19 protein-coding genes are annotated in these 20,741 nt (G+C 47.0%); 4 read left to right on the top strand and 15 right to left on the bottom strand.

Annotated elements, in window-relative coordinates; translation table 11 throughout:
• Positions 1 to 149 precede the first annotated feature (149 nt).
• From H8K38_RS12395 to H8K38_RS12385, 3 genes are read right to left on the bottom strand one after another with little or no spacing between them, the layout of a single operon-like run.
• On the bottom strand, positions 150 to 2,384 hold the full coding sequence (locus H8K38_RS12395) for a bifunctional (p)ppGpp synthetase/guanosine-3',5'-bis(diphosphate) 3'-pyrophosphohydrolase (protein ID WP_186885140.1): 2,235 nt from the start codon (positions 2,382 to 2,384) through the stop codon (positions 150 to 152).
• An 8-nt stretch (positions 2,385 to 2,392) separates the two neighbouring features.
• Positions 2,393 to 2,743, bottom strand: a complete 351-nt coding sequence (locus H8K38_RS12390) for a RidA family protein (RefSeq protein WP_186885139.1) — start codon at positions 2,741 to 2,743, stop codon at positions 2,393 to 2,395.
• A gap of 8 nt (positions 2,744 to 2,751) precedes the next feature.
• Positions 2,752 to 3,567, bottom strand: a complete 816-nt coding sequence (locus H8K38_RS12385; protein WP_255422948.1) for an alpha/beta fold hydrolase — start codon at positions 3,565 to 3,567, stop codon at positions 2,752 to 2,754.
• A 183-nt stretch (positions 3,568 to 3,750) separates the two neighbouring features.
• On the opposite strand from H8K38_RS12385, the gene H8K38_RS12380 reads away from it, so the two are divergent.
• Positions 3,751 to 4,545 carry a 3-hydroxybutyrate dehydrogenase gene (locus H8K38_RS12380; RefSeq protein ID WP_186885137.1) on the top strand — a complete coding sequence of 265 codons (795 nt, stop codon included), beginning with the start codon at positions 3,751 to 3,753 and terminating at the stop codon, positions 4,543 to 4,545.
• 61 nt (positions 4,546 to 4,606) lie between these two features.
• Here H8K38_RS12380 and H8K38_RS12375 read toward each other — a convergent pair whose 3' ends face one another.
• Positions 4,607 to 6,235 (bottom strand): electron transfer flavoprotein-ubiquinone oxidoreductase, encoded by a 1,629-nt coding sequence (locus tag H8K38_RS12375; protein ID WP_186885292.1) that lies wholly within the window; start codon positions 6,233 to 6,235, stop codon positions 4,607 to 4,609.
• Positions 6,236 to 6,598: 363 nt separating this feature from the next.
• On the opposite strand from H8K38_RS12375, the gene H8K38_RS12370 reads away from it, so the two are divergent.
• A complete protein-coding gene (locus tag H8K38_RS12370; protein ID WP_186885136.1) occupies positions 6,599 to 7,375 on the top strand; it encodes an SDR family oxidoreductase in 777 nt (258 codons plus the stop codon).
• A gap of 250 nt (positions 7,376 to 7,625) precedes the next feature.
• Here the strand turns inward: H8K38_RS12370 and H8K38_RS12365 are convergent, their stop codons facing one another.
• Positions 7,626 to 8,186, bottom strand: a complete 561-nt coding sequence (locus H8K38_RS12365) for a LuxR C-terminal-related transcriptional regulator (protein WP_186885135.1) — start codon at positions 8,184 to 8,186, stop codon at positions 7,626 to 7,628.
• 184 nt (positions 8,187 to 8,370) lie between these two features.
• Between H8K38_RS12365 and H8K38_RS12360 the strand changes: the two genes are divergently transcribed.
• The gene (locus tag H8K38_RS12360) at positions 8,371 to 9,072 is read left to right on the top strand and encodes a CoA transferase subunit A (protein WP_186885134.1); all 702 of its coding nucleotides are present in this window, start codon (positions 8,371 to 8,373) and stop codon (positions 9,070 to 9,072) included.
• 18 nt (positions 9,073 to 9,090) lie between these two features.
• Complete coding sequence (locus H8K38_RS12355) at positions 9,091 to 9,732, top strand: CoA transferase subunit B (protein ID WP_186885133.1); 642 nt, start codon at positions 9,091 to 9,093, stop codon at positions 9,730 to 9,732.
• Positions 9,733 to 9,806: 74 nt separating this feature from the next.
• Here the strand turns inward: H8K38_RS12355 and H8K38_RS12350 are convergent, their stop codons facing one another.
• The 10 genes from H8K38_RS12350 to nuoG form a co-directional block, all read right to left on the bottom strand.
• Positions 9,807 to 10,373 carry an NUDIX hydrolase gene (locus H8K38_RS12350; RefSeq protein ID WP_186885132.1) on the bottom strand — a complete coding sequence of 189 codons (567 nt, stop codon included), beginning with the start codon at positions 10,371 to 10,373 and terminating at the stop codon, positions 9,807 to 9,809.
• Positions 10,366 to 10,677, bottom strand: coding sequence for a DUF2818 family protein (locus tag H8K38_RS12345; RefSeq protein WP_370587096.1), 312 nt, complete (start codon positions 10,675 to 10,677; stop codon positions 10,366 to 10,368). Before H8K38_RS12345 ends, H8K38_RS12350 begins: the two co-directional genes overlap by 8 nt.
• 12 nt (positions 10,678 to 10,689) lie before the next feature.
• On the bottom strand, positions 10,690 to 12,165 hold the full coding sequence (nuoN, locus tag H8K38_RS12340) for an NADH-quinone oxidoreductase subunit NuoN (protein ID WP_370587095.1): 1,476 nt from the start codon (positions 12,163 to 12,165) through the stop codon (positions 10,690 to 10,692).
• An 86-nt stretch (positions 12,166 to 12,251) separates the two neighbouring features.
• Positions 12,252 to 13,745 (bottom strand): NADH-quinone oxidoreductase subunit M, encoded by a 1,494-nt coding sequence (locus H8K38_RS12335; RefSeq protein ID WP_186885131.1) that lies wholly within the window; start codon positions 13,743 to 13,745, stop codon positions 12,252 to 12,254.
• 26 nt (positions 13,746 to 13,771) lie between these two features.
• Entirely contained in the window at positions 13,772 to 15,817 is a 2,046-nt protein-coding gene (nuoL, locus tag H8K38_RS12330; protein WP_186885130.1) for an NADH-quinone oxidoreductase subunit L, read from the bottom strand.
• A gap of 82 nt (positions 15,818 to 15,899) precedes the next feature.
• Positions 15,900 to 16,208, bottom strand: coding sequence for an NADH-quinone oxidoreductase subunit NuoK (gene nuoK, locus H8K38_RS12325; RefSeq protein WP_186885129.1), 309 nt, complete (start codon positions 16,206 to 16,208; stop codon positions 15,900 to 15,902).
• Position 16,209: 1 nt separating this feature from the next.
• The gene (locus tag H8K38_RS12320; RefSeq protein WP_186885128.1) at positions 16,210 to 16,842 is read right to left on the bottom strand and encodes an NADH-quinone oxidoreductase subunit J; all 633 of its coding nucleotides are present in this window, start codon (positions 16,840 to 16,842) and stop codon (positions 16,210 to 16,212) included.
• Positions 16,843 to 16,858: 16 nt separating this feature from the next.
• On the bottom strand, positions 16,859 to 17,347 hold the full coding sequence (gene nuoI, locus H8K38_RS12315) for an NADH-quinone oxidoreductase subunit NuoI (protein WP_186885127.1): 489 nt from the start codon (positions 17,345 to 17,347) through the stop codon (positions 16,859 to 16,861).
• Positions 17,348 to 17,359: 12 nt separating this feature from the next.
• A complete protein-coding gene (gene nuoH / locus H8K38_RS12310; RefSeq protein ID WP_186885126.1) occupies positions 17,360 to 18,430 on the bottom strand; it encodes an NADH-quinone oxidoreductase subunit NuoH in 1,071 nt (356 codons plus the stop codon).
• Entirely contained in the window at positions 18,430 to 20,736 is a 2,307-nt protein-coding gene (nuoG, locus tag H8K38_RS12305) for an NADH-quinone oxidoreductase subunit NuoG (protein ID WP_186885125.1), read from the bottom strand. Before nuoG ends, nuoH begins: the two co-directional genes overlap by 1 nt.
• Positions 20,737 to 20,741 lie beyond the last annotated feature (5 nt).

Here is a 20,741-nt window from a genome sequence, read left to right as displayed (position 1 = left end):
AACCGAAGTATAGCAGAGACCCGCGAACAATTACTAGCCCTGAACCGAACTTTTTCTAAGAACCGGACAAGTACTTGTATTTTTCTCCGTATGTATTCCAGCGCCGGTAGCAACACTTTGAGGGCAACCGCATTCGCCCCCCACTTGCATTATTGCCTCCGAACCTCAAGCACTCCACTTACTTCACGTATTGTCGTCAATGCTTTCTGCAATTGCGAAGTGCCGCCGATTTCAGCAGTAAACGACATCCGAGCCTGCGATTTTGCACTCTGTGTATTTACGCCAACCACATTAATTTTTTCCTTAGAAAAAACCTCAGAAATATCGCGCAACAATCCCTGCCTGTCCTGCGCCAATACAAAAATATCGACAGGATAAACCGTATCCTTACCGTGCTCACCCCAAGTCGTCTGTATCACCCGTTCGGGTGCTTTATTACGCATTTCTGCGAAGTTTTTGCAGGTAAGCCGGTGAATGGAAACGCCCTTACCTCGGGTGACAAACCCAACGATATCGTCCGGCGGTGCGGGCTTACAACAACGCGCCAACTGCGTCATCAATCCATCAGTTCCGACAACCAGTACGCCAGATTTCGCACCTTGCGTAACACTTGATGCGCGACTCTTATTGGTGATATTCAGATCATCAGGTATTTCGACCGGGCTATCCCTGAGCACTGTTTCTATCTGTCTGAGACTGAATTCCTCTTTACCGACAGACAGCAACAAATCATCCAATGCGGCAAAGCCCAGCTTCCGCGCCAACTCCTCAAGATTAACGGCAGTCTTACCTTCACGCTGCAAAGTTTTTTCGACCAGAGCCCGCCCCGATGCCAGGGTTTCCTGCTGATCAATAACATTAAACCACGCACGAATTTTGCTACGGGTACGGGTACTGACCGAATACTCGGAATGAAGCCAGTCTCTCGATGGGCCAGACTGCGCAGATCCTGCCTTCAGCGTAATGATTTCAACGGTCTGCCCATTCTGCAGACGCGTGTTTAACGGCACCATCACGCCATCGACTCGGGCACCGCGACAACGATGACCAACGTCTGTATGCAACTGATAAGCAAAGTCAACCGGTGTCGCCTCTCGCGGCAATTCGATCACTCTTGCCTGCGGCGTCAGAACATAAATCCGCTCATCCAGACTTGCAGACTTCAGCTTTTCCACCCACTCTCTTTGTATGTCTTCGTGCTCAACAACCGCATCAGCAACCTCACTTTTCCAGGCAAGTAACTGTCGCAGCCAGGCAATTTTTTCGTCATATTCTTGTGCCGTGAAGTTAGAGCCGCCACTCTCTTTATAACGCCAATGCGCAGCGACTCCATATTCCGCGAACTGATGCATTTCTTTCGTACGAATCTGTACCTCAAGTGGCCGGCCATCCTCAACAACAACGACTGTATGCAGAGATTTATAGCCATTCGATTTTGGGCGGGAAATGTAATCGTCAAATTCTTTAGGAATCGGTGCCCAGACGTTGTGCACAAGTCCAAGTACGGTATAACAATCCTTAATATCATCAACCACGACTCGGAACGCGCGCACATCATAGAGTTCGTCAAAATTAACTGACTTACCCTTCATCTTTTTCCAGATACTGTAAATATGCTTAGGACGGCCAGACACCTCGCCTTTGATACCTGCGTTTTTCAATTCAGAGGTTAAACGTGCCAATGCCGTTGCAACGAAACTCTCGCGCTCCACACGCTTTTCTTCCAGCATTTTGGCTATGCGCTTGTATTGTGCAGGTTCAAGAAAGCGGAAGGATAAATCCTCAAGCTCCCACTTCAGTTGCCAGACGCCCAGCCTGTTTGCTAGCGGCGCATACAGGTTCATCGTCTCGCTGGCATATTGCTGTGTAGCGCTGTCTTCGCGCTTGCACTCGGCAAAATAGCGCAAAGTAGTCACCCGTGACGCCAACCTGATCAACACCACCCGCATATCGGTTGCCATTGCCAGCATCATTTTGCGCAACGTTTCCATCTGCGCTGCAGCTTTCTCGGCCGCATCCTTGCCATGACCGACATCATGATGGGTTAACGCGGTCTCCCGGAGTTTCATCAGGCGCCGGATGCCGCTGACCAGATCTGCAATCTCTTGTCCGTAACGGGCTTCGATTTGCTCGGCCGCGATCGGGCTTAATTCAGGCAATTCGAACAATAAAGCAGCAATACGTGAGTCTATATCAGTGCGCAACATCGCCAGTGTGGAAGCCACTCCACGCACAAACTGCAACGCATTCTGTCCGGTAATTACGTCTTTTTCCGCATAAAACGGCGTAACAAATTCGAGTGCAGAAATGAGTCTATCTTTCTCTGCTTCTGAAAGACCTTCCAATAACTGTGATTCTGATGCGGCAACTGATGTCGATACCATACAATTCTTTATTTTTGCGCTGCTGTTACAACGATTTCTATCAACCAATCAGGATTGGCAAGTCGGGCTTCTACGGTCGCACGTGGCGGTGAATTATTTTCTGCAACCCACTCATCCCAGACAGTATTCATCTCGCCAATTTGACTGATGTCAGTCAAAAAAATCTGACAAGAGAGTATCCGAGATTTATCACTCCCTGCCTCCGACAACAGGCGATCGACATGACCGAGTACCTCTTTAGTCTGGCCAGCAATGCCCTGACTCACATCTTCCGGGATCTGCCCCGCCAGATAAACAATGCCATTACATATCGCCACTTCAGATAAGCGCTTACCAACGTGCAATCTCTTTATTTCCATCACTCACTCTATTTTTCATTTAACAAAAAATTACGCACCAGTTTAATTTGCTCTTCACTGACAAAAGTTGGGGCATGCCCGACGTGGGGCACCTCTATCAACTGCGCACATGGGCCGCGCTTCGTCATTGCAAGCGCAGTATCTGCTGTCAGCAAATCAGATTCAGCACCGCGCACCAGCAAAGTTTCACAACGAATCGCATCGTAAGCAGCCCAGAGCATCGCCTGCCCTGCAGCGATCATTTCAGGCGTCGTCGCCATAAACACTTCCGCCAATGACAGATCATAATGCTTGCGCCAATGACCATCGGAAGTCTGGCGCAAGACATCATGTGCCAATTTACTCCACTGAGCCTCAGTATGCTCACCAAATGAAAGCGAAATCGTCTTAATGTACGCGGCAGCCTCTTCGAAAGTACGGAACTGTAAATCCTCACCAATGTAAGTGCCGATTCGTAACAAAGCCTCAGGATTCAGCGCCGGCCCTACATCATTCAAGATCAGCTTACGTATCGGGTTACCTTCCAACGAAGCAATTCCCATTCCTATGAGCCCGCCCATCGAGGTACCGAGCCAATCGACAGTTGTTGCTTGCAAACGGGCCAGCAAGGTCACCATGTCACTGACGTATTGCGGCAACTGATAGTGCAAGGGATTGCGCAGTCGGCCAGAATAGCCGCGACCGACAACATCTGGACAGACAACCCGGTAATGCGAAGACAAAGATAGCGCGACAGCATCAAAATCGTCGGCAACCCGCGTCACACCATGCACGCAGATCAGTACATCGGTATTAGCAGGATCCCCCCACTCTTTGTAGGACATGGTATGCAGTCCCGATGGAGACAAGCATTGAACGGTATTGCGCCTTGGATGCATGAGGCATTCCTCTGAGATAGTATTTTTACTACTGCTAGTAACTCACATTTTACCGATCGTTACGCTTAAAATCATTCACATTCGCTTTGTTACGCATGCTTTTTTATATAACTAATGTCAGGAGTCAACATGCAAGCATCTTTTTTACGTGGAAAAACAGCACTGGTAACGGGCTCAACCTCAGGAATCGGCTTGGGTATTGCGCATTCGCTCGCTGCCGCGGGCGCAAACATTGTATTTAACGGCTTTGGTGATCCGAATGAGATTCAGGCAATTCAGAAAGCCACTGAAGAAAAATTCAGCGTCAAAACGGCTTATCACAATGCCGATATGAGTAAAGCCAGCGAGATTACCGCCTTGATGGCATTTGCCAGCACAACATTTGGTTGTGTCGACATACTGGTGAATAATGCCGGCATTCAATATGTTGCCAATATTGAGGATTTTCCGGTCGAAAAATGGGATGCCATTATTGCGATTAATCTGACCTCCTGCTTCCATACGACAAGGCTGGCATTACCGTATATGAAGAAAAAAAACTGGGGGCGCATCATTAACCTGGCGTCGGTGCACGGGTTGGTCGCGTCAGCACAGAAGTCTGCGTATGTTGCCGCTAAACATGGCCTCATCGGGCTGACAAAAACAACGGCGCTCGAAAACGCGCAAACGGGAATTACCTGTAACGCGATTTGCCCGGGATGGGTACTGACGCCATTAGTACAAAAACAGGTTGATGCCCGCGCCGAGCGAGACAACATCAGCAATGAAGTGGCAAAAAAAGCGCTGCTCGCGGAAAAGCAGCCTTCAGGAGAATTCGTGACTCCGGAACAACTGGGGGCTCTGGCAGTGTTTTTCTGCAGCGATGCAGGAAGTCAGATCAGAGGTGTCGCCTGGAATATGGATGGCGGCTGGGCAGCACAATAACTTTATCGCTTGTGTTCTTTATAAAAAAAGCCGCTGTTTGCTAACAGCGGCTTTTTCAGTTTTACATATTCGGGTAGTTAGGCCCACCACCACCTTCTGGGGTAACCCATACGATGTTTTGCGTCGGATCTTTAATATCACAAGTCTTACAATGAACACAGTTTTGTGAATTGATCTGCAAGCGATCCTTACCATCATCTGTCTTCGTAAATTCGTAGACACCTGCTGGGCAGTAACGCGCTTCTGGCCCCGCATATTTCGCCAGATTCACGTCAACCGGAACGTTACTATTTTTCAAAGTCAGATGAATAGGTTGATCTTCAGCATGATTCGTATTGGAGATAAACACAGAAGATAAACGATCAAACGTCAGCTTGCCATCAGGCTTCGGATAATTGATTGGCTGAAACTCAGAAGCTGGACGCAAACACTCGTGATCGGCATGCGTATGTCTCAAGGTCCACGGTGCTTTGCCACCAAAAACGACCTGATCAATTCCGACCATTAATGTGCCGAGTACTAAGCCTTTACTCATGGATGGTTTGAAATTACGTGCTTTATGCAATTCCTCATGCAACCAAGATGCCTCAAAAGCTGCACTGTATGCAGTCACTTCATCGTATTGGCGATTTTCACCTAAAGCATCAAACACCGCATTTGCAGCTAACATCCCTGTCTTGATCGCAGCGTGACTACCTTTGATGCGGCTGGCGTTCAGGAAACCGGCATCACAACCGATTAATGCACCGCCTGGGAAAGTCAGCTTAGGCAATGACTGCAAGCCACCCGCTGTAATCGCACGCGCACCGTACGCAATCCGCTTCCCCCCTTCAAAGAACTGACGGATTTCCGGATGGGTTTTATAACGCTGAAATTCTTCATACGGCGAGAGATACGGATTTTCATATCCAAGACCGACCACATAACCGACTGCGACCTGGTTATTTTCCAGGTGATACAGGAAAGAACCGCCATAGGTAGCATTGTCCAGCGGCCACCCGGCCGTGTGAATTACCAGACCAGGCTTATGCTTAGCCGGGTCAATTTCCCACAATTCTTTAATACCGATGCCATAAGTCTGAGGGTCTTTACCTGCATCCAGCGCATATTTTGCGATCAGTTGCTTACCAAGATGTCCACGTGCACCTTCAGCAAACAAAGTATATTTTGCATGCAACTCCATACCAAGCTGGAATGCCGGTCCTGGTTCACCTTCACGATTTACGCCCATATTGCCGGTCGCAACTCCTTTTACCGAGCCATCGTCGTTATACAGGATTTCTGCAGCCGGAAAGCCGGGGAAAATCTCCACACCCAATGCTTCAGCCTGCTGCCCAAGCCAACGCACGACGTTGGCCAGCGAAATTACATAGTTTCCATGATTTTGGAAACAGGCAGGCAACATCCAGTTTGGTGTTTTATAAGCCTTGGTTTCAGATAAAAATAAAAAACGGTCTTCAGTCACTTCTGTGTTCAGAGGGGCGCCAAGCTCTTTCCAGTCAGGAAAAAGCTCGCTCAGCGCCTCTGGATCCATTACCGCCCCGGAAAGAATATGCGCACCAAGCTCGCCGCCTTTTTCCAGCACGCATACGGAAACTTCATTTCCTTTTTCCACTGCGAGTTGCTTGAGTTTGATCGCAGCAGACAAGCCTGCAGGACCGCCGCCGACAATAACGACATCGTACTCCATCGCATCGCGGGGACCGTACTGTTCAAGAATGTTTTGGGTCATGACTGTAATCGCTTTAAAATATTTTTCGAACGAACGTGCTAAATTAATCAACGCATGTTAGCTGTTGATCTGCCATTGCGCAAGCAGCCGATTAGATGAAGACATCCATTGCGGAAAGCTGGTACTGAGTGTTGGCGAAAGATAATTATCGCAGAGCAGTGTTTAGCATGCATCAATTAAAGCGATGAATCTCTCCGAACTATCAATGAAAAGACGGAGCGTGCTAAATTCTGGGTAACACAGAAAGACGCTGTATGTCATGATCATGATAGTGCATTAAACAGAATACTGAGTTTATCCAAATTTTTGCAGGAGATACTGATGGGAATAGAAATTAATTTTGAAGGAAAAGTTGCACTGATAACCGGTGCATCGAGTGGCCTAGGTGCTCGTTTTGCGAAAGTGCTGGCAAAAGCTGGCGCACAGGTGGTACTTGCCTCACGACGCGTTGACAGACTGAAAGAATTACGCGCAGAAATTGAAGCCGATGGTGGTGCGGCCCACGTCGTTGCGCTGGATGTGACAGACTATGCGAGCATCAAATCAGCGATAGCCCATGCTGAAACGGAAGCTGGCCCTATCGATATTCTGATCAATAACTCAGGTGTATCAACGACGCAACGTCTGGTCGACGTTACCCCCGATGATTACAACTATGTAATGGACACCAATCAACGAGGTTCATTCTTTGTTGCGCAGGAAACAGCAAAACGGATGATCGCCAGATATAAAGGCGACCAACGAAAACAACACCGCATTATCAACATCGCCTCAGTCGCGGGTCTGCGCGTGTTGCCACAAATTGGTATCTATTGCATGAGCAAAGCCGCCGTCATACACATGACGAAAGCAATGGCAGTGGAATGGGGTAAATACGGCATCAACGTCAATGCGATTTGCCCCGGATATATTTCGACAGAAATCAATCAGGAATATTTCGACACCGAGCAAGGACAGAAACTGATAGAAATGCTGCCCCGCAAGCGTGTCGGCACACCAGAAGACCTTGATGGTCTGTTGTTATTGTTGGCAGCAGAAGAATCCCGCTTCCTGAACGGCGCAATCGTAACGGCAGATGATGGAATGAGTGTGCAGTAACTGATTTCATTGATCTCGTGTGAGTAAGGTCAACACCCCTAACTCATACGAGTCAAAAAATAGCCACTGATTCTGCAATAGTAAAAATTTTTGTTTGCGATACGGCCCAGCCCTTAAGTCACGAAACCGATCAACAGATTATCTGCCAGCACAACCGTGGAAGTATCTCTCGATTATCATCTGTGTTCTGATACAACCGAACATGCCGCGTTCCCCTAAGCAGATATTGATCCATCGGCCGAAAAACGGGTTAACGCATAATTCCCAACAACTTGTGCACAAGCTCGCTTGATGTTGCTGCAGAAAATTTCTTCATCAGCTTCGCTCTGTGCATTTCAACGGTTCTTGGACTTAATGAAATCTGTCTGGCGATCAATTTACTGGTCTTACCCTCGACTAGCAGGGCTGCAATCTCCCTCTCTCTCGGCGTGAGCTCAGCGCTCACGGGGCGCTTTGCGCTCAGGTCTTCAAATGTCCATATACCGGCCGCGTGCGGCTCATTTTTTCGCAACCCTCGTCCCGTAACATGGCACCAGAATAACTCTTGATTCGCCCTTTTCATGATGCGCTCATCAGAATAGGAGCCCTTCGCATTCATGATAGGCGTGATGCGAGCGCCCGTACGCTCGAACTCATCAGGGCTTGGATACAGTATCTGGAAAGATTGCCCGATCAGATCTTCTTTTTTATAGTTAAACATCTGCGCCAGATCGTCATTACAGGCATAAATAATACGGTTTTGAGAGACACACATTCCTATCGGTGCTTGTTGGAAAATAACTTCAAAATCAATAGTGTGCATCTCTATCATATGGCTGTTCTTGTGCAGATGGATAAGGTAAATTTATTCAGGTAGTTTTACGGTATTGCGGAGTATAGCTCAGCATCTTATGCTGAGCCCTATTCTGAAAAAAGTAATGCGCTATCAACCGATATTCGTGTTGCTGCGAAAAAAACAAACAAGTATTTCCCTGAATATCTATGAGGAGACGACGATGAATAAGGAATACCCGGACGCAAAGGCCGCGTTGGCTAATGTAGTCAAAGATGGGCAGACAATAGCGGTCGGTGGTTTTGGTTTATGTGGAATACCTGAAGCGTTGATTGCCGCGTTGCGTGACTCTGGTGTCAAAGAATTGACTGCCATTTCTAATAATGCGGGCGTAGATGGTTTTGGGCTGGGCCAATTATTGACGACACGTCAGATCAAAAAAATGGTTTCTTCCTATGTCGGTGAAAATAAAGAATTCGAGCGTCAGTATCTGGCTGGCGAATTGGAATTGGAATTCACACCACAAGGAACACTGGCAGAAAAACTTCGCGCCGGTGGTGCTGGCATTCCAGCATTTTTCACGAAAACAGGTGTAGGTACTATCGTCGCAGAAGGTAAGGAAATTCGCGAATTTGATGGTCAGAAATATGTCATGGAAAAAGCCCTGGTCGCCGATGTCTCGCTGGTAAAAGCGTGGAAAGCAGATAAGGCGGGAAATTTGGTCTATCGGAAAACGGCACGTAATTTCAATCCCAATGTGGCTATGGCAGGAAAAGTCACTATTGCAGAAGTTGAAGTGCTGGTAGAAACAGGTGATCTCGATCCGGATGAAATTCATACCCCCGGTATTTTCGTGCATCGCATCGTCGTCAATACGCAACCCGAAAAACGTATTGAGCAACGCACTGTGCGTCCGACTAAATAAGATACCAGGAGAAATAATATGGCATGGAATCGCGATGAAATGGCTGCACGCGCAGCATCAGAATTGCAAGACGGATTTTACGTTAATCTCGGAATAGGTCTGCCTACACTGGTGGCTAACCATGTGCCTGCCGGCATGGAAGTCTGGCTACAATCAGAAAATGGGCTGCTGGGGATTGGCCCCTTTCCGACCGAAGATGAAGTTGACCCGGATTTAATTAATGCAGGAAAACAGACGGTGACTACCCTGCCCGGCTCCTCAATTTTCAGCTCGGCCGATTCTTTCGCAATGATACGTGGTGGAAAAATCAATCTTGCCATTTTAGGGGCAATGCAGGTCAGTGAAAATGGCGATCTCGCTAACTGGATGATTCCGGGCAAGATGGTCAAGGGTATGGGTGGCGCAATGGATCTGGTCGCGGGGGTAGGACGTGTCGTCGTGCTAATGGAGCATGTCGCGAAAGATAATGCGCACAAACTTCTTAAATCCTGCAATCTACCGTTAACCGGGGTTGGCGTTGTCAACCGCATCATTACCGACCTGGGTGTGATTGATGTCACTCCGGACGGTTTTAAGTTAATTGAACTCGCTCATGGCATCAGCGTGGAAGAGGTTGTCGCAAAAACAGAAGCAAAGATTGATACAAGCGCATTTGCATAAACAACGCTGCTAATTGAAAAGGCCGACGTAATTTATACGTCGGCCTTTTTTTATTTTACCTTCTGGCTCTCAACTTACCATTTCTCTGTCAATATTTTTTCCAGCCAGAATGAACCTATCACGGTTTTTACATCAGTAATCTTGCCTTCTCTTACCCAATCTGACATCTCCGTTGAAGTGGCTGTGAATGTCTCTAAAAACTCTTCGTCATCTAAAGAAGCCGGTCCTGCTGTTAAACCACGGGCAACGTAAATCTCCAGCCTTTCGTCGGAATAAGCGATGGCGTTATGAATCGTGCAGAGATGTCGCCAATCTGTTGCCGTATAACCGGTCTCTTCGCGTAACTCTCTTTGAGCACAAATCAATGGATCTTCACCGGCGTCAATTTTCCCTGCTGGAAATTCAATAAAAACACGATTCAGCGGATAGCGAAATTGACGTTCAAGCAAAACTTTGTCATCGTCAAATATCGGAATAATGACGACAGCCCCCGGATGGCGTATAAACTCTCTGGTGGCGATATGGCCATTTGGCAAAGAAACGCTATCCTTTTGAACCTTCAGAAAATCACCCTCGTAGACCAGGTCGCTACTGATCTTTTCCTCACGTAAGTGCGCGTCGCCAGAAAAACGATCAGTCACGACGCCGCCTCAGGTAACGAAAGACAAATCCGGGAAAAGCTAAAACCAGAAATAAAAAAACGGTGATAGCAAAAAATTCCCATCCTTGCGGAAAACGATTGCCGCTTGAACTCTCAAGGAAAACACCTGTAGCACCAATCACAAAATACAAGATGATCAGCTCAATCAAACGCAACCAAAATGGTTTGATAAAAGAAAAACGCCGTAGCGCAAAAACTGCGAAACAGCGTTCATTAACAAATGGCAGGTTGGCAGCAATAACTGCCAACACGACGATCAGCCAGACGGAAGTCAAACTAGTCAAAAGAGATGACCCTTACGACGCTAAAGTTTTTACAACCGCGTTCAAACATGCAGTCATCAAACCACCAGGGACCACGCCAAGAATTAAAACGGCCAATCCATTCAGGCTCAAGACCACGCGAACGTCAACACTAGGAGTAATCAAAGCGTTGTCTGAGGCTTCATCAAAGTACATCAGTTTAACAACGCGAAGATAATAAAACGCGCCAATCAAGGAGAACAGCACGGCCACTAATGATAACCATACTTGTCCGGTTGCCATTACCGACTGTAACACTGACAACTTGGCATAAAAGCCCATCAACGGTGGGATGCCTGCCAGAGAGAACATCAACAGCAACATGACCAATGCAAACCAAGGCGAGCGTTTGTTCAGACCTTTCAGATCATCCAGATTTTCAGCTTCAAAACCGGAACGTGCCAACAACATAATTACGCCGAAAGTGCCTAAAGTGGTTAACACATACGTGATGCTATAAAACATCGCGGCACTGTACGCATCTGCGGCAAGAGCAGTATTACCGTGAGCAACGCCAGACAACAGACCCAACAGCAAAAAGCCCATATGAGAAATAGTCGAATATGCAAGCATACGTTTCAGATTGGTCTGGGCGATAGCTGTAAGATTACCGATTGCCATCGACAGCACAGCCAGCACGACCAACATTTGTTGCCAATCTACCGCCTGAGAGAACAATCCTTCAACCAACAATCTGAATGTCATAGCAAAAGCTGCTAATTTCGGCGCACCACCCAGTAACAACGTCACTGCTGTAGGGGCGCCCTGATATACATCGGGTACCCACATGTGGAAAGGAACAACACCTAACTTGAACGCAAGCCCCGCCACCAGAAATACAATACCAAACACCAGAATAGTTTTATTTGCAGTTGGAGAACTCGCTACCTTGGCAACTTCCGCCAACTCCAAAGAACCAGTGGCACCGTACAACATAGAAATACCGTAGAGCATAAAACCGGATGCCAGCGCACCCAGAATAAAGTATTTCATCGATGCTTCGGTAGACTGAGTGTGTTCACGGCGCAAAGCAACCAGTGCATACAAAGACAAAGACATCAATTCCAGACCAAGATAGATAATCAGGAAATTATTCCCTGAAATCATGATCATCTGACCTAACAGAGAAAACAACGCTAAGACATAAAACTCACCGCCCGACTTGCCATTCGTCATACCGCGATCTGTCACGTATTGACGTGAATAGATGAAAGTCATACCCACCGCAAGGTAAGAACACAGTTTGAGCAGGGTCGACATCGGATCCGAAACAAACATGTTATTGCTGACATAAGTTGACCCGTCACTATTCGAAGTCGCGATAGTCAGCGCACCACAAACAAACAAAGCAAGTATGCTCATGACATAAGTCAGATTACGTTTGCTGTCAGGCAAAAACATGTCAACCAGCAAAATAGTACAGATTGCCAGCAGCAAAAATATTTCAGGATAAAGTGGTGTGAAGTTCATATTATTCAGTTCTACTAGCATTAATCTGCTGTCACACAATTAGCGCAACGAAAATTGTCGACGGGCTTACTTGTCTATATCTTCAATCAGAGCGGTAACTTGGACGTCGCCACATGCTTCAAAAGATCAGTCACGGAAACTTGCATCGCGTCGGTAAAAGGTGCTGGATACAATCCCATTACAATCACAGCGATCGCCAAAACGCCCAACATAAAAAATTCACGTGCGTTAATGTCACTCAGATGAGCAACATGCTCATTCGTAATTTTGCCGAAAACAACCCGCTTGACCATCCACAAAGAATACGCCGCGCCGAAAATCAACGCTGTTGCGGCGAGCATACCAATCCAGAAGTTAAACTGTACTGCACCGAGAATCACCATGAACTCACCGACAAAGCCCGAAGTGGCTGGCAAACCGCAGTTAGCCATCGAGAACAATACAAACAATGCTGCAAATTTAGGCATCTTATTCACTACACCACCGTAGTCTACGATCTGACGTGAATGCACGCGGTCATACAAAACGCCGATACACAGGAACATCGCACCAGAGATAAAACCATGAGAAATCATTTGCACAATCGCACCCTGCACAGACATGTCGTTAAACATGAAAAACCCGAGTGTAACAAAACCCATATGCGCAATAGATGAGTATGCGACCAGCTTCTTCATATCAGCCTGCACAAGCGCGACCAGACCAATATAAATCACAGCAACCAGAGACAAAGTGATCATGAAACCAGCCATATAGTGACTAGCGTCTGGAGCGATAGGTAAAGAGAAGCGCAAGAACCCGTAAGCACCAAGCTTCAGCATAATCGCGGCCAAAACAACAGAACCACCAGTAGGAGCTTCAACGTGAGCGTCAGGCAGCCATGTATGCACTGGCCACATCGGTACCTTAACAGCAAATGCCATGAGGAATGCGCAGAAAATAGCAATCTGTGTTGACATCGGAAGCGGCAGTTTGTGCCAGACTAAAATGTCAAACGAATGACCAGCCTGAATATAAAGATAAATGATGGCAACTAAAGTCAGCAAAGAGCCGAGCAAGGTGTACAGGAAAAACTTGAATGCAGCATAAACCCTGTTTGGACCGCCCCAGATACCAACGATGATATACATCGGTATCAAAGTCGCTTCAAAGAACACATAAAACAACATGCCATCCAAAGCGCAGAAAACACCAATCATCAGACCGGACAGAATCAGGAAAGCGCCCATGTACTGAGCTACTTGCTTCTCAACCACTTCCCAAGCAGCGATAACGACAATCACTGTAATAAATGCGGTCAGCGGCACCAGCCAAAGAGAGATACCGTCAATACCAAGTGAGTAAAAAATGTTGAATTTTTCTATCCAGGAGAATTTCTCAACAAATTGCATCCTATGCGCTGAATTATCAAAATTCGAAATCAATGGCAAGGTTACGAGAAAACTCGTTAAAGAACCAAGCAGAGACACGCCGCGAACTAAACCACGGTTATGATCACGGCCAAAAGCCAGAACAAAAATACCAAATGCGATTGGGCACCAGATCGCCAGGCTGAGTAAGGAGGAAGTTGACTGCATCATGATTATATTTTTTTAGCCGAGGTCACTTATTTAGCAAAAGGGAATGGCATGAAATACACGAGGAATGCCAACACGCCCAAAATCATTACAAAAGCATAGTGATAGATGTACCCGCTCTGGAATAAGCGAACAATCCTTGAAACCCATCCCACCAGTTTTGCACTACCGTTAACGACCAGTCCGTCAATCAAACCTTTATCGCCAACATTCCACAGTCCCTGCCCGAGCAAACGTGCACCACCTGCAAAAACGATTTCGTTAAAACGATCCATGTAGTACTTATTGTCAAGCAAAGTGTAGACGGCACTTGCATTTTTCTTGATGGCAGCAGGTATTGCCGGCTTAACCATATAGAAGAAATAGGAAGTTGCCACACCTGCAAATGCTAACCAGAACGGTGCCGTTGTCAGTGCATGCGTTGCCATGGCGATAGGGCTATGGAATTCATGCTTTAACTCTTCCATTGCATGATGAGCTTCATTGACAAAAATAACGTCCTTAAAGAAGCTACCGAACAGCATAGGTTCGATCGCGATAAAACCGATCAATACCGATGGAATCGCCAACATCACCAGCGGAAACCAGACGACGAACGGAGACTCATGCGGTTTTTGGCCTGGTGCCAATCCGTGATGATGTTCATCATGATCATCCGCTGCATGGTGCGCATCATGGTGATCATGGGCATGCCCAAAATTTTCTTTGCCGTGGAACACCAAAAAGTACATACGGAAAGAATAAAACGCTGTGACAAATACACCGGCTAAGACAGCAAACTGAGCAAAGCCAGAGCCAGCAATGTGAGACGCCTGTACAGCCTCGATAATACTGTCTTTGGAGTAAAAACCAGAGAAGAATGGCGTACCAATTAATGCTAAAGAACCTAACAGAGAAGTCAACCAGGTGATGGGCATGTATTTACGGAGCCCGCCCATGTTCCGGATGTCCTGATCATGGTGCATACCGATGATGACCGAGCCGGCAGCAAGGAACAACAGCGCCTTAAAGAACGCGTGTGTCATCAGATGAAACACTGCAACCGAGTACGCAGAAGCGCCCAGGGCGACTGTCATATAACCCAGCTGCGACAGCGTGGAGTAAGCAACAACGCGTTTGATATCGTTCTGGATGATCCCCAGGAAACCCATAAACAAGGCGGTAATCGAACCGATAACGAGAATAAAGGACAAGGCGGTATCAGACAACTCAAACAACGGCGACATACGCGATACCATGAAGATACCGGCCGTAACCATCGTCGCCGCATGAATCAGCGCAGAAATCGGAGTTGGACCTTCCATCGAATCCGGCAACCAGACATGCAGCGGAAACTGTGCAGATTTACCCATGGCACCGATAAACAAGCAGATACAGGCGACCGTAATCAGCATCCAGTCAGTTCCCGGGAAAATCAGTTTAGCCAGCTCTTCTTTTTTCGCGAAGACTTCCATGTAGTTCATCGAACCCGCATAAGCGAGTAACAAACCGATACCAAGTATGAAGCCAAAGTCACCCACACGGTTAACCAGAAAAGCTTTCATGTTGGCGTAAATAGCAGTCGGTTTGGTGTACCAGAAACCAATCAGCAAATAAGACACCAGACCCACAGCTTCCCAACCGAAAAACAATTGCAGGAAGTTATTGCTCATTACGAGCATCAGCATGGAGAACGTGAACAGCGAGATATATGAGAAAAAGCGGTTATAACCTTCATCTTCAGCCATGTAGCCGACAGTGTAAATATGCACCATCAGTGAGACAAAGGTCACCACACACATCATCATTGCGGTCAGGTTATCCACCAGAAAACCAACTTCCAGTTTCAAACCGGCTACCTGCATCCACTGATACAACGTTGCGTTGTAGACCGGTGCACCATTCATCAAAGCATTAAGAGTCATGCACGAAATAATGAACGCAACCAGCACACCGAGTATGGTCGCGGTGTGTGAAACTTTACGCCCTACGACGTTACCAAAAAATTTGGTGCCCAGTAAACCGGCGATGGCAGATCCTGCCAATGGAGCCAGAGGTACTGCCAATAGTAGTTGTGGGTTAAGTTGCCCCGCCATGATGACCCTTTTTTAGCTTATTACTTTTTTAAATCGCCAGCGAATGATGGGGAGAAGCACACTGCATTCGCCCCATGAAACATTATCCTTTGAGTGCGTCCAGATCTTCGACATTAATCGTGTCCAGATTACGGAACAAGACAACGAGAATGGCCAGACCAATTGCAGATTCTGCAGCAGCGACCGTCAGAATGAAAAATACAAAAATCTGCCCGGCGGCATCACCCAGATAATGAGAGAACGCAATGAAATTCATATTCACTGCCAGCAAATTCAGTTCAATCGCCATGAGCAAAACAATAATATTTTTCCGATTCAGAAAAATACCAACGATAGAAATCGCAAACAGAATAGCGCCAAGTATCAGATAGTGTGTCAGTGTCAAAGCCATATCAGCCCTCTTGCTTTTCTGTCGATGAAGTTAAAGTACGTTCGGATTCTGCTTTCATTTTTACGATGCGAACACGATCAGTACTCTTCACTTTGACAGCTTTTGCCGGATCAAAATATTTACTGTCTTTGCGACGACGCAACGTTAATGCAACGGCCGCAACGATGGCGAGTAACAAAATTGCCGCAGCAATTTCAAATGCCAATGTATAACGAGTAAAAATTTCTATACCAAGATTTTTTGTATTCCCTATCGTATCAGCAGCGGCCGGAACGTGATTATCCGGACGTAAAAACCCGCGCCATAACACTGCAGACATCTCAAGAACAATCACGACACCAACAGTCGCAGCCAATGGTAGATGTCCCCAGAATCCTGCTCGCAATTTATCAATGTCGATGTCCAGCATCATCACAACGAACAAAAACAGGACCATGACCGCGCCGACATATACCAACACTAAAACAATGGCCAGAAACTCCGCCTTCAACAATAACCAAATCGCGGCTGCAGAGAAAAACGACAGCACTAAGAACAACGCGGCATGCACCGGATTACGAGCGGTAATCACCTGCGTCGCAGCGAGCACAAGGATCGCTGCGAAAACATAAAATAATGCGGTAGTAAATTCCATAATGAAACCGTTCTAATTAGCGATATGCAGCGTCAGCAGCACGAGCAGCTGCAATTTGTGGTTCGTAGCGATCACCGACTGCCAATAACATCTCTTTAGTAAAATAAAGATCGCCGCGCTTCTCACCGTGGTATTCAAATACATGCGTTTCAACGATGGAATCAACGGGACAGGATTCTTCGCAGAAGCCGCAGAAAATGCATTTGGTCAGATCGATGTCGTAACGCGTCGTACGGCGGCTACCATCTTCACGCTGATCCGATTCAATCGTAATCGCCATCGCAGGGCAAACTGCTTCACACAATTTACAGGCGATACAACGCTCCTCACCATTAGGATAACGACGCAGCGCATGCAAACCACGGAAACGTGGTGATTGCGGCGTTTTCTCTTCCGGGAATTGGACAGTAATTTTGCGGGCGAACATATAGCGACCAGTCAATGCCAGTCCCTTTATCAGTTCGCGCAGCATCAGGCTGCCAAAAAAATCTTTGATTGCTTCCATCTTTTCAGCCTCTTACTTCCAAATATTCCATGACGTTTGTATCCATGCAGCGACAAACACCAGATACACCAGAGTTAAAGGGATAAATACTTTCCAACCCAAACGCATGATCTGATCGTAACGGTATCTAGGGAAAGACGCACGAGCCCAGATAAACATGGAAACCACAACAAATGTTTTCAGACCCAGCCAAATCCAACCCGGTACCCAGTTAAATACGATGGAATTCAAAGGAGCATCCCAACCACCCAGGAACATCAATGATGCCATTGTCGAGATCAGGATCATATTCGCGTACTCCGCCAAATAAAACATAGCGAAAGACATACCCGAGTATTCGACCATATGACCAGCGACGATCTCAGATTCGCCCTCAACCACGTCGAATGGATGACGGTTTGTTTCTGCAATCCCAGAAATAACATAAACAACGAACATCGGCAGCAACGGCAACCAGTTCCATGACAGGAAATTCAGTCCCATCGATGCAAAGTAACCTTTTGTCTGTGCATTAACGATATCCGACAAATTCAGACTTCCTGAAACCATCAGTACAATGACTAATACGAAACCCATTGCAATTTCATAAGAAATCATCTGCGCAGAAGCACGCATGGCACCTAAAAACGCATACTTAGAATTAGATGCCCAGCCTGCGATGATAATGCCGTAGACCTCAACCGAAGTGATTGCCATAATCAGCAATAAGCCAGCATTGACGTTCGCGAGCACAACTTCAGGGCCGAATGGAATAACAGACCATGCCGCCAGCGCAGGCATAATCGTCATAATCGGTGCGAGTATGAAAAGAACTTTATTTGCTTTTGCAGGAACAACAATTTCCTTCAGCAATAGCTTCACAGCATCAGCGATAGGCTGCAAAAGACCTGCAGGTCCGACACGGTTAGGGCCAAGGCGAATGTGCATCCAACCTATCATCTTACGTTCCCACAAAGTGAGATAGGCAACCAAGCCCATGATAGGAGCAACAACGCAGACAATTTTGATCAGATTCCAGACCAGAGGCCAGAAATAGCCAAATACGCCCTGACCAAAAGTTTGAACAGTGAGCAGCCAATTCATTATGCACGCTCCACATTAATAGCACCGAACATGCCGTCCAGCTTACTAGTCAAGACCGAACCGGTAGCAACCCGAACTACATTTTCAGGTAAAGATCCATCGATACCGACATTCAACAGGATTGATCCGCCTTTAGTGACTTTGACCATGTCACCTTCGGAGACACCGATTTTTTCTGCGTATCCAGTACTGATCCAAGCCTGCGGTGCACGTGCATCTGCAGTTTTTTGTAACGATTCAGCTCTTCTGACGATCGCATCTGTGCTGTAAATAGCAACATCTGCAACCCGCTCCAAGCCTGCCTCGGATACAGACTCAAGAACAGGTTTTAAAGCAGCGATGTTATTCAGTTTCGCGATAACATCATTACCACCTAAAACTTCATCGCGAATGGCTTCGGATGTTTCGTAATTGAAATTATCCAGACCTAACAAATTCCCCAGAACACGCAATACCTTCCATGCAGGACGTGTATCGCCAAGCGGTTTAACAACGCCATGGAAACTCTGAACACGTCCTTCGCAACTGACAAATGTACCGGCAGTTTCCGTAAATGGCGAAACAGGTAATAAAACGTCTGCATATTCAGCGCCGTGCTTAAACGGAGACATAACAACAACCATGTCAGCTTCCGCTAAGGCTTTTTCCGCCCGGGCTGGATTTGCAGTATCTAATGCAGGCTCGGCATGAAGCACAACATACGCTTTCTTACCTTCAGCAAACACAGGCTTAGCATTATTGGCAGGAATTGCATTCGCAAGATAACCACCAACCGTGTTTGCAGCCTCAGTCAGATAACCGAAATCTGCACTTGTTTGTTCTGCAATCCATTGTGCAAGTGCATGCAAACGAGACGCTTCAGGATGATATGACGCGGTGTTGCCTAAAAATACGCCTGCGTCGCCTGATAACAGTGTTGCCGCGATGTTTTGAGCCAACAACCCAGCGTCAACGGATTCCAGACCAGCCGGTTTAGCAATTTCTTTTTTAACTGCAACGGCAACCGCTACCTCGACCAGGAACTGCGCCCATAACGAAGGTGCGAGGACTGCCTTATTCGCCAATTTAATCAGCAGATCATCATCAGTTGCATTGAGCACACTGAGCTTTGTACCAGATTTGACGGACTGACGCAGGCGTGCTGCCAACAAAGGATGGTCTTTCCGCAAGAATGAACCGATGACAAAAACGTTCTTCAGTTGCGCGAACTTGGTAATGGATGTACCCAGCCAAGGTTTGACACTTCCATTCAGAGAAAAATCAGACTGGCGCAAGCGGAAATCAACATTATCTGAACCGATGCCGCGGATTATCCGCTGAAGCAAGAATAATTCTTCGAGAGTCGAATTAGGTGCAGCAACAGCAGCGACAGAATCAGCGCCGTGTTCGTGACGAATATTACGCATAGCATGCGCTACGTATTCTAACGCTGTCTGCCAATCTGTCTCTTGCCATTGACCACCTTGCTTGATCATCGGCTTAGTCAGACGCTCAGCGCTGTTCACGCCTTCGTAAGAGAAACGGTCCTTGTCAGAAATCCAGCATTCATTGATCTCTTCGTTTTCGAAAGGAACAACACGCATTACTTTGTTATTTTTAACCTGAACAATCAGATTCGAACCTAAACCATCATGTGCACTGACAGATTTACGACGGGACAATTCCCATGTACGCGCAGAATAGCGGAACGGCTTGGAGGTCAATGCACCCACAGGGCACAGATCAATCATGTTGCCGGACAATTCAGAGTCGACAGTTTTACCAACGAAAGAGGTAATTTCGGAATGTTCGCCACGATTGAGCATACCCAATTCCATCACACCTGCAATTTCCTGACCAAAGCGAACACAGCGTGTACAGTGAATACAACGGCTCATCTCTTCCATCGACACCAGCGGACCGACATCTTTGTGGAAAACAACGCGCTTTTCTTCTTCGTAGCGAGAAGTAGTACCGCCATAACCAACCGCCAGATCCTGCAGCTGACATTCGCCACCCTGATCACAAATCGGGCAATCCAGAGGGTGGTTAATCAACAGAAATTCCATTACTGCTTTTTGTGCTTTCACAGCCTTATCGCTGTGAGAACGCACTATCATGCCAGGCGTAACAGGGGTCGCGCAGGCAGGCAATGGCTTAGGTGCTTTTTCAACCTCTACCAGACACATGCGGCAATTCGCCGCAATAGATAATTTTTTGTGGTAACAAAAATGCGGGATATACGTGCCAAGTTTATTGGCAGCGTCCATCACCATACTGCCTTCTTGGACTTCGACTTTTTTGCCGTCTATTTCGATTTCAACCATGGTCT

Source organism: Undibacterium sp. FT79W, assembly GCF_014284215.1.
In the GTDB taxonomy this organism is placed as follows: domain Bacteria; phylum Pseudomonadota; class Gammaproteobacteria; order Burkholderiales; family Burkholderiaceae_D; genus Undibacterium; species Undibacterium aquatile.
This window is presented reverse-complemented; position numbering and strand designations above follow the sequence as displayed.

Bases quoted from the DNA above. Each gene is read 5' to 3' on its own strand.
- H8K38_RS12395 (WP_186885140.1), bottom strand. From the start codon at position 2,384: ATGGTATCGACATCAGTTGCCGCATCAGAATCACAGTTATTGGAAGGT.
- H8K38_RS12390 (WP_186885139.1), bottom strand. From the start codon at position 2,743: ATGGAAATAAAGAGATTGCACGTTGGTAAGCGCTTATCTGAAGTGGCG.
- H8K38_RS12385 (WP_255422948.1), bottom strand. From the start codon at position 3,567: ATGTCCTACAAAGAGTGGGGGGATCCTGCTAATACCGATGTACTGATC.
- H8K38_RS12380 (WP_186885137.1), top strand. From the start codon at position 3,751: ATGCAAGCATCTTTTTTACGTGGAAAAACAGCACTGGTAACGGGCTCA.
- H8K38_RS12375 (WP_186885292.1), bottom strand. From the start codon at position 6,235: ATGGAGTACGATGTCGTTATTGTCGGCGGCGGTCCTGCAGGCTTGTCT.
- H8K38_RS12370 (WP_186885136.1), top strand. From the start codon at position 6,599: ATGGGAATAGAAATTAATTTTGAAGGAAAAGTTGCACTGATAACCGGT.
- H8K38_RS12365 (WP_186885135.1), bottom strand. From the start codon at position 8,186: ATGATAGAGATGCACACTATTGATTTTGAAGTTATTTTCCAACAAGCA.
- H8K38_RS12360 (WP_186885134.1), top strand. From the start codon at position 8,371: ATGAATAAGGAATACCCGGACGCAAAGGCCGCGTTGGCTAATGTAGTC.
- H8K38_RS12355 (WP_186885133.1), top strand. From the start codon at position 9,091: ATGGCATGGAATCGCGATGAAATGGCTGCACGCGCAGCATCAGAATTG.
- nuoN (WP_370587095.1), bottom strand. From the start codon at position 12,165: ATGAACTTCACACCACTTTATCCTGAAATATTTTTGCTGCTGGCAATC.
- H8K38_RS12335 (WP_186885131.1), bottom strand. From the start codon at position 13,745: ATGATGCAGTCAACTTCCTCCTTACTCAGCCTGGCGATCTGGTGCCCA.
- nuoL (WP_186885130.1), bottom strand. From the start codon at position 15,817: ATGGCGGGGCAACTTAACCCACAACTACTATTGGCAGTACCTCTGGCT.
- nuoK (WP_186885129.1), bottom strand. From the start codon at position 16,208: ATGGCTTTGACACTGACACACTATCTGATACTTGGCGCTATTCTGTTT.
- H8K38_RS12320 (WP_186885128.1), bottom strand. From the start codon at position 16,842: ATGGAATTTACTACCGCATTATTTTATGTTTTCGCAGCGATCCTTGTG.
- nuoI (WP_186885127.1), bottom strand. From the start codon at position 17,347: ATGGAAGCAATCAAAGATTTTTTTGGCAGCCTGATGCTGCGCGAACTG.
- nuoH (WP_186885126.1), bottom strand. From the start codon at position 18,430: ATGAATTGGCTGCTCACTGTTCAAACTTTTGGTCAGGGCGTATTTGGC.
- nuoG (WP_186885125.1), bottom strand. From the start codon at position 20,736: ATGGTTGAAATCGAAATAGACGGCAAAAAAGTCGAAGTCCAAGAAGGC.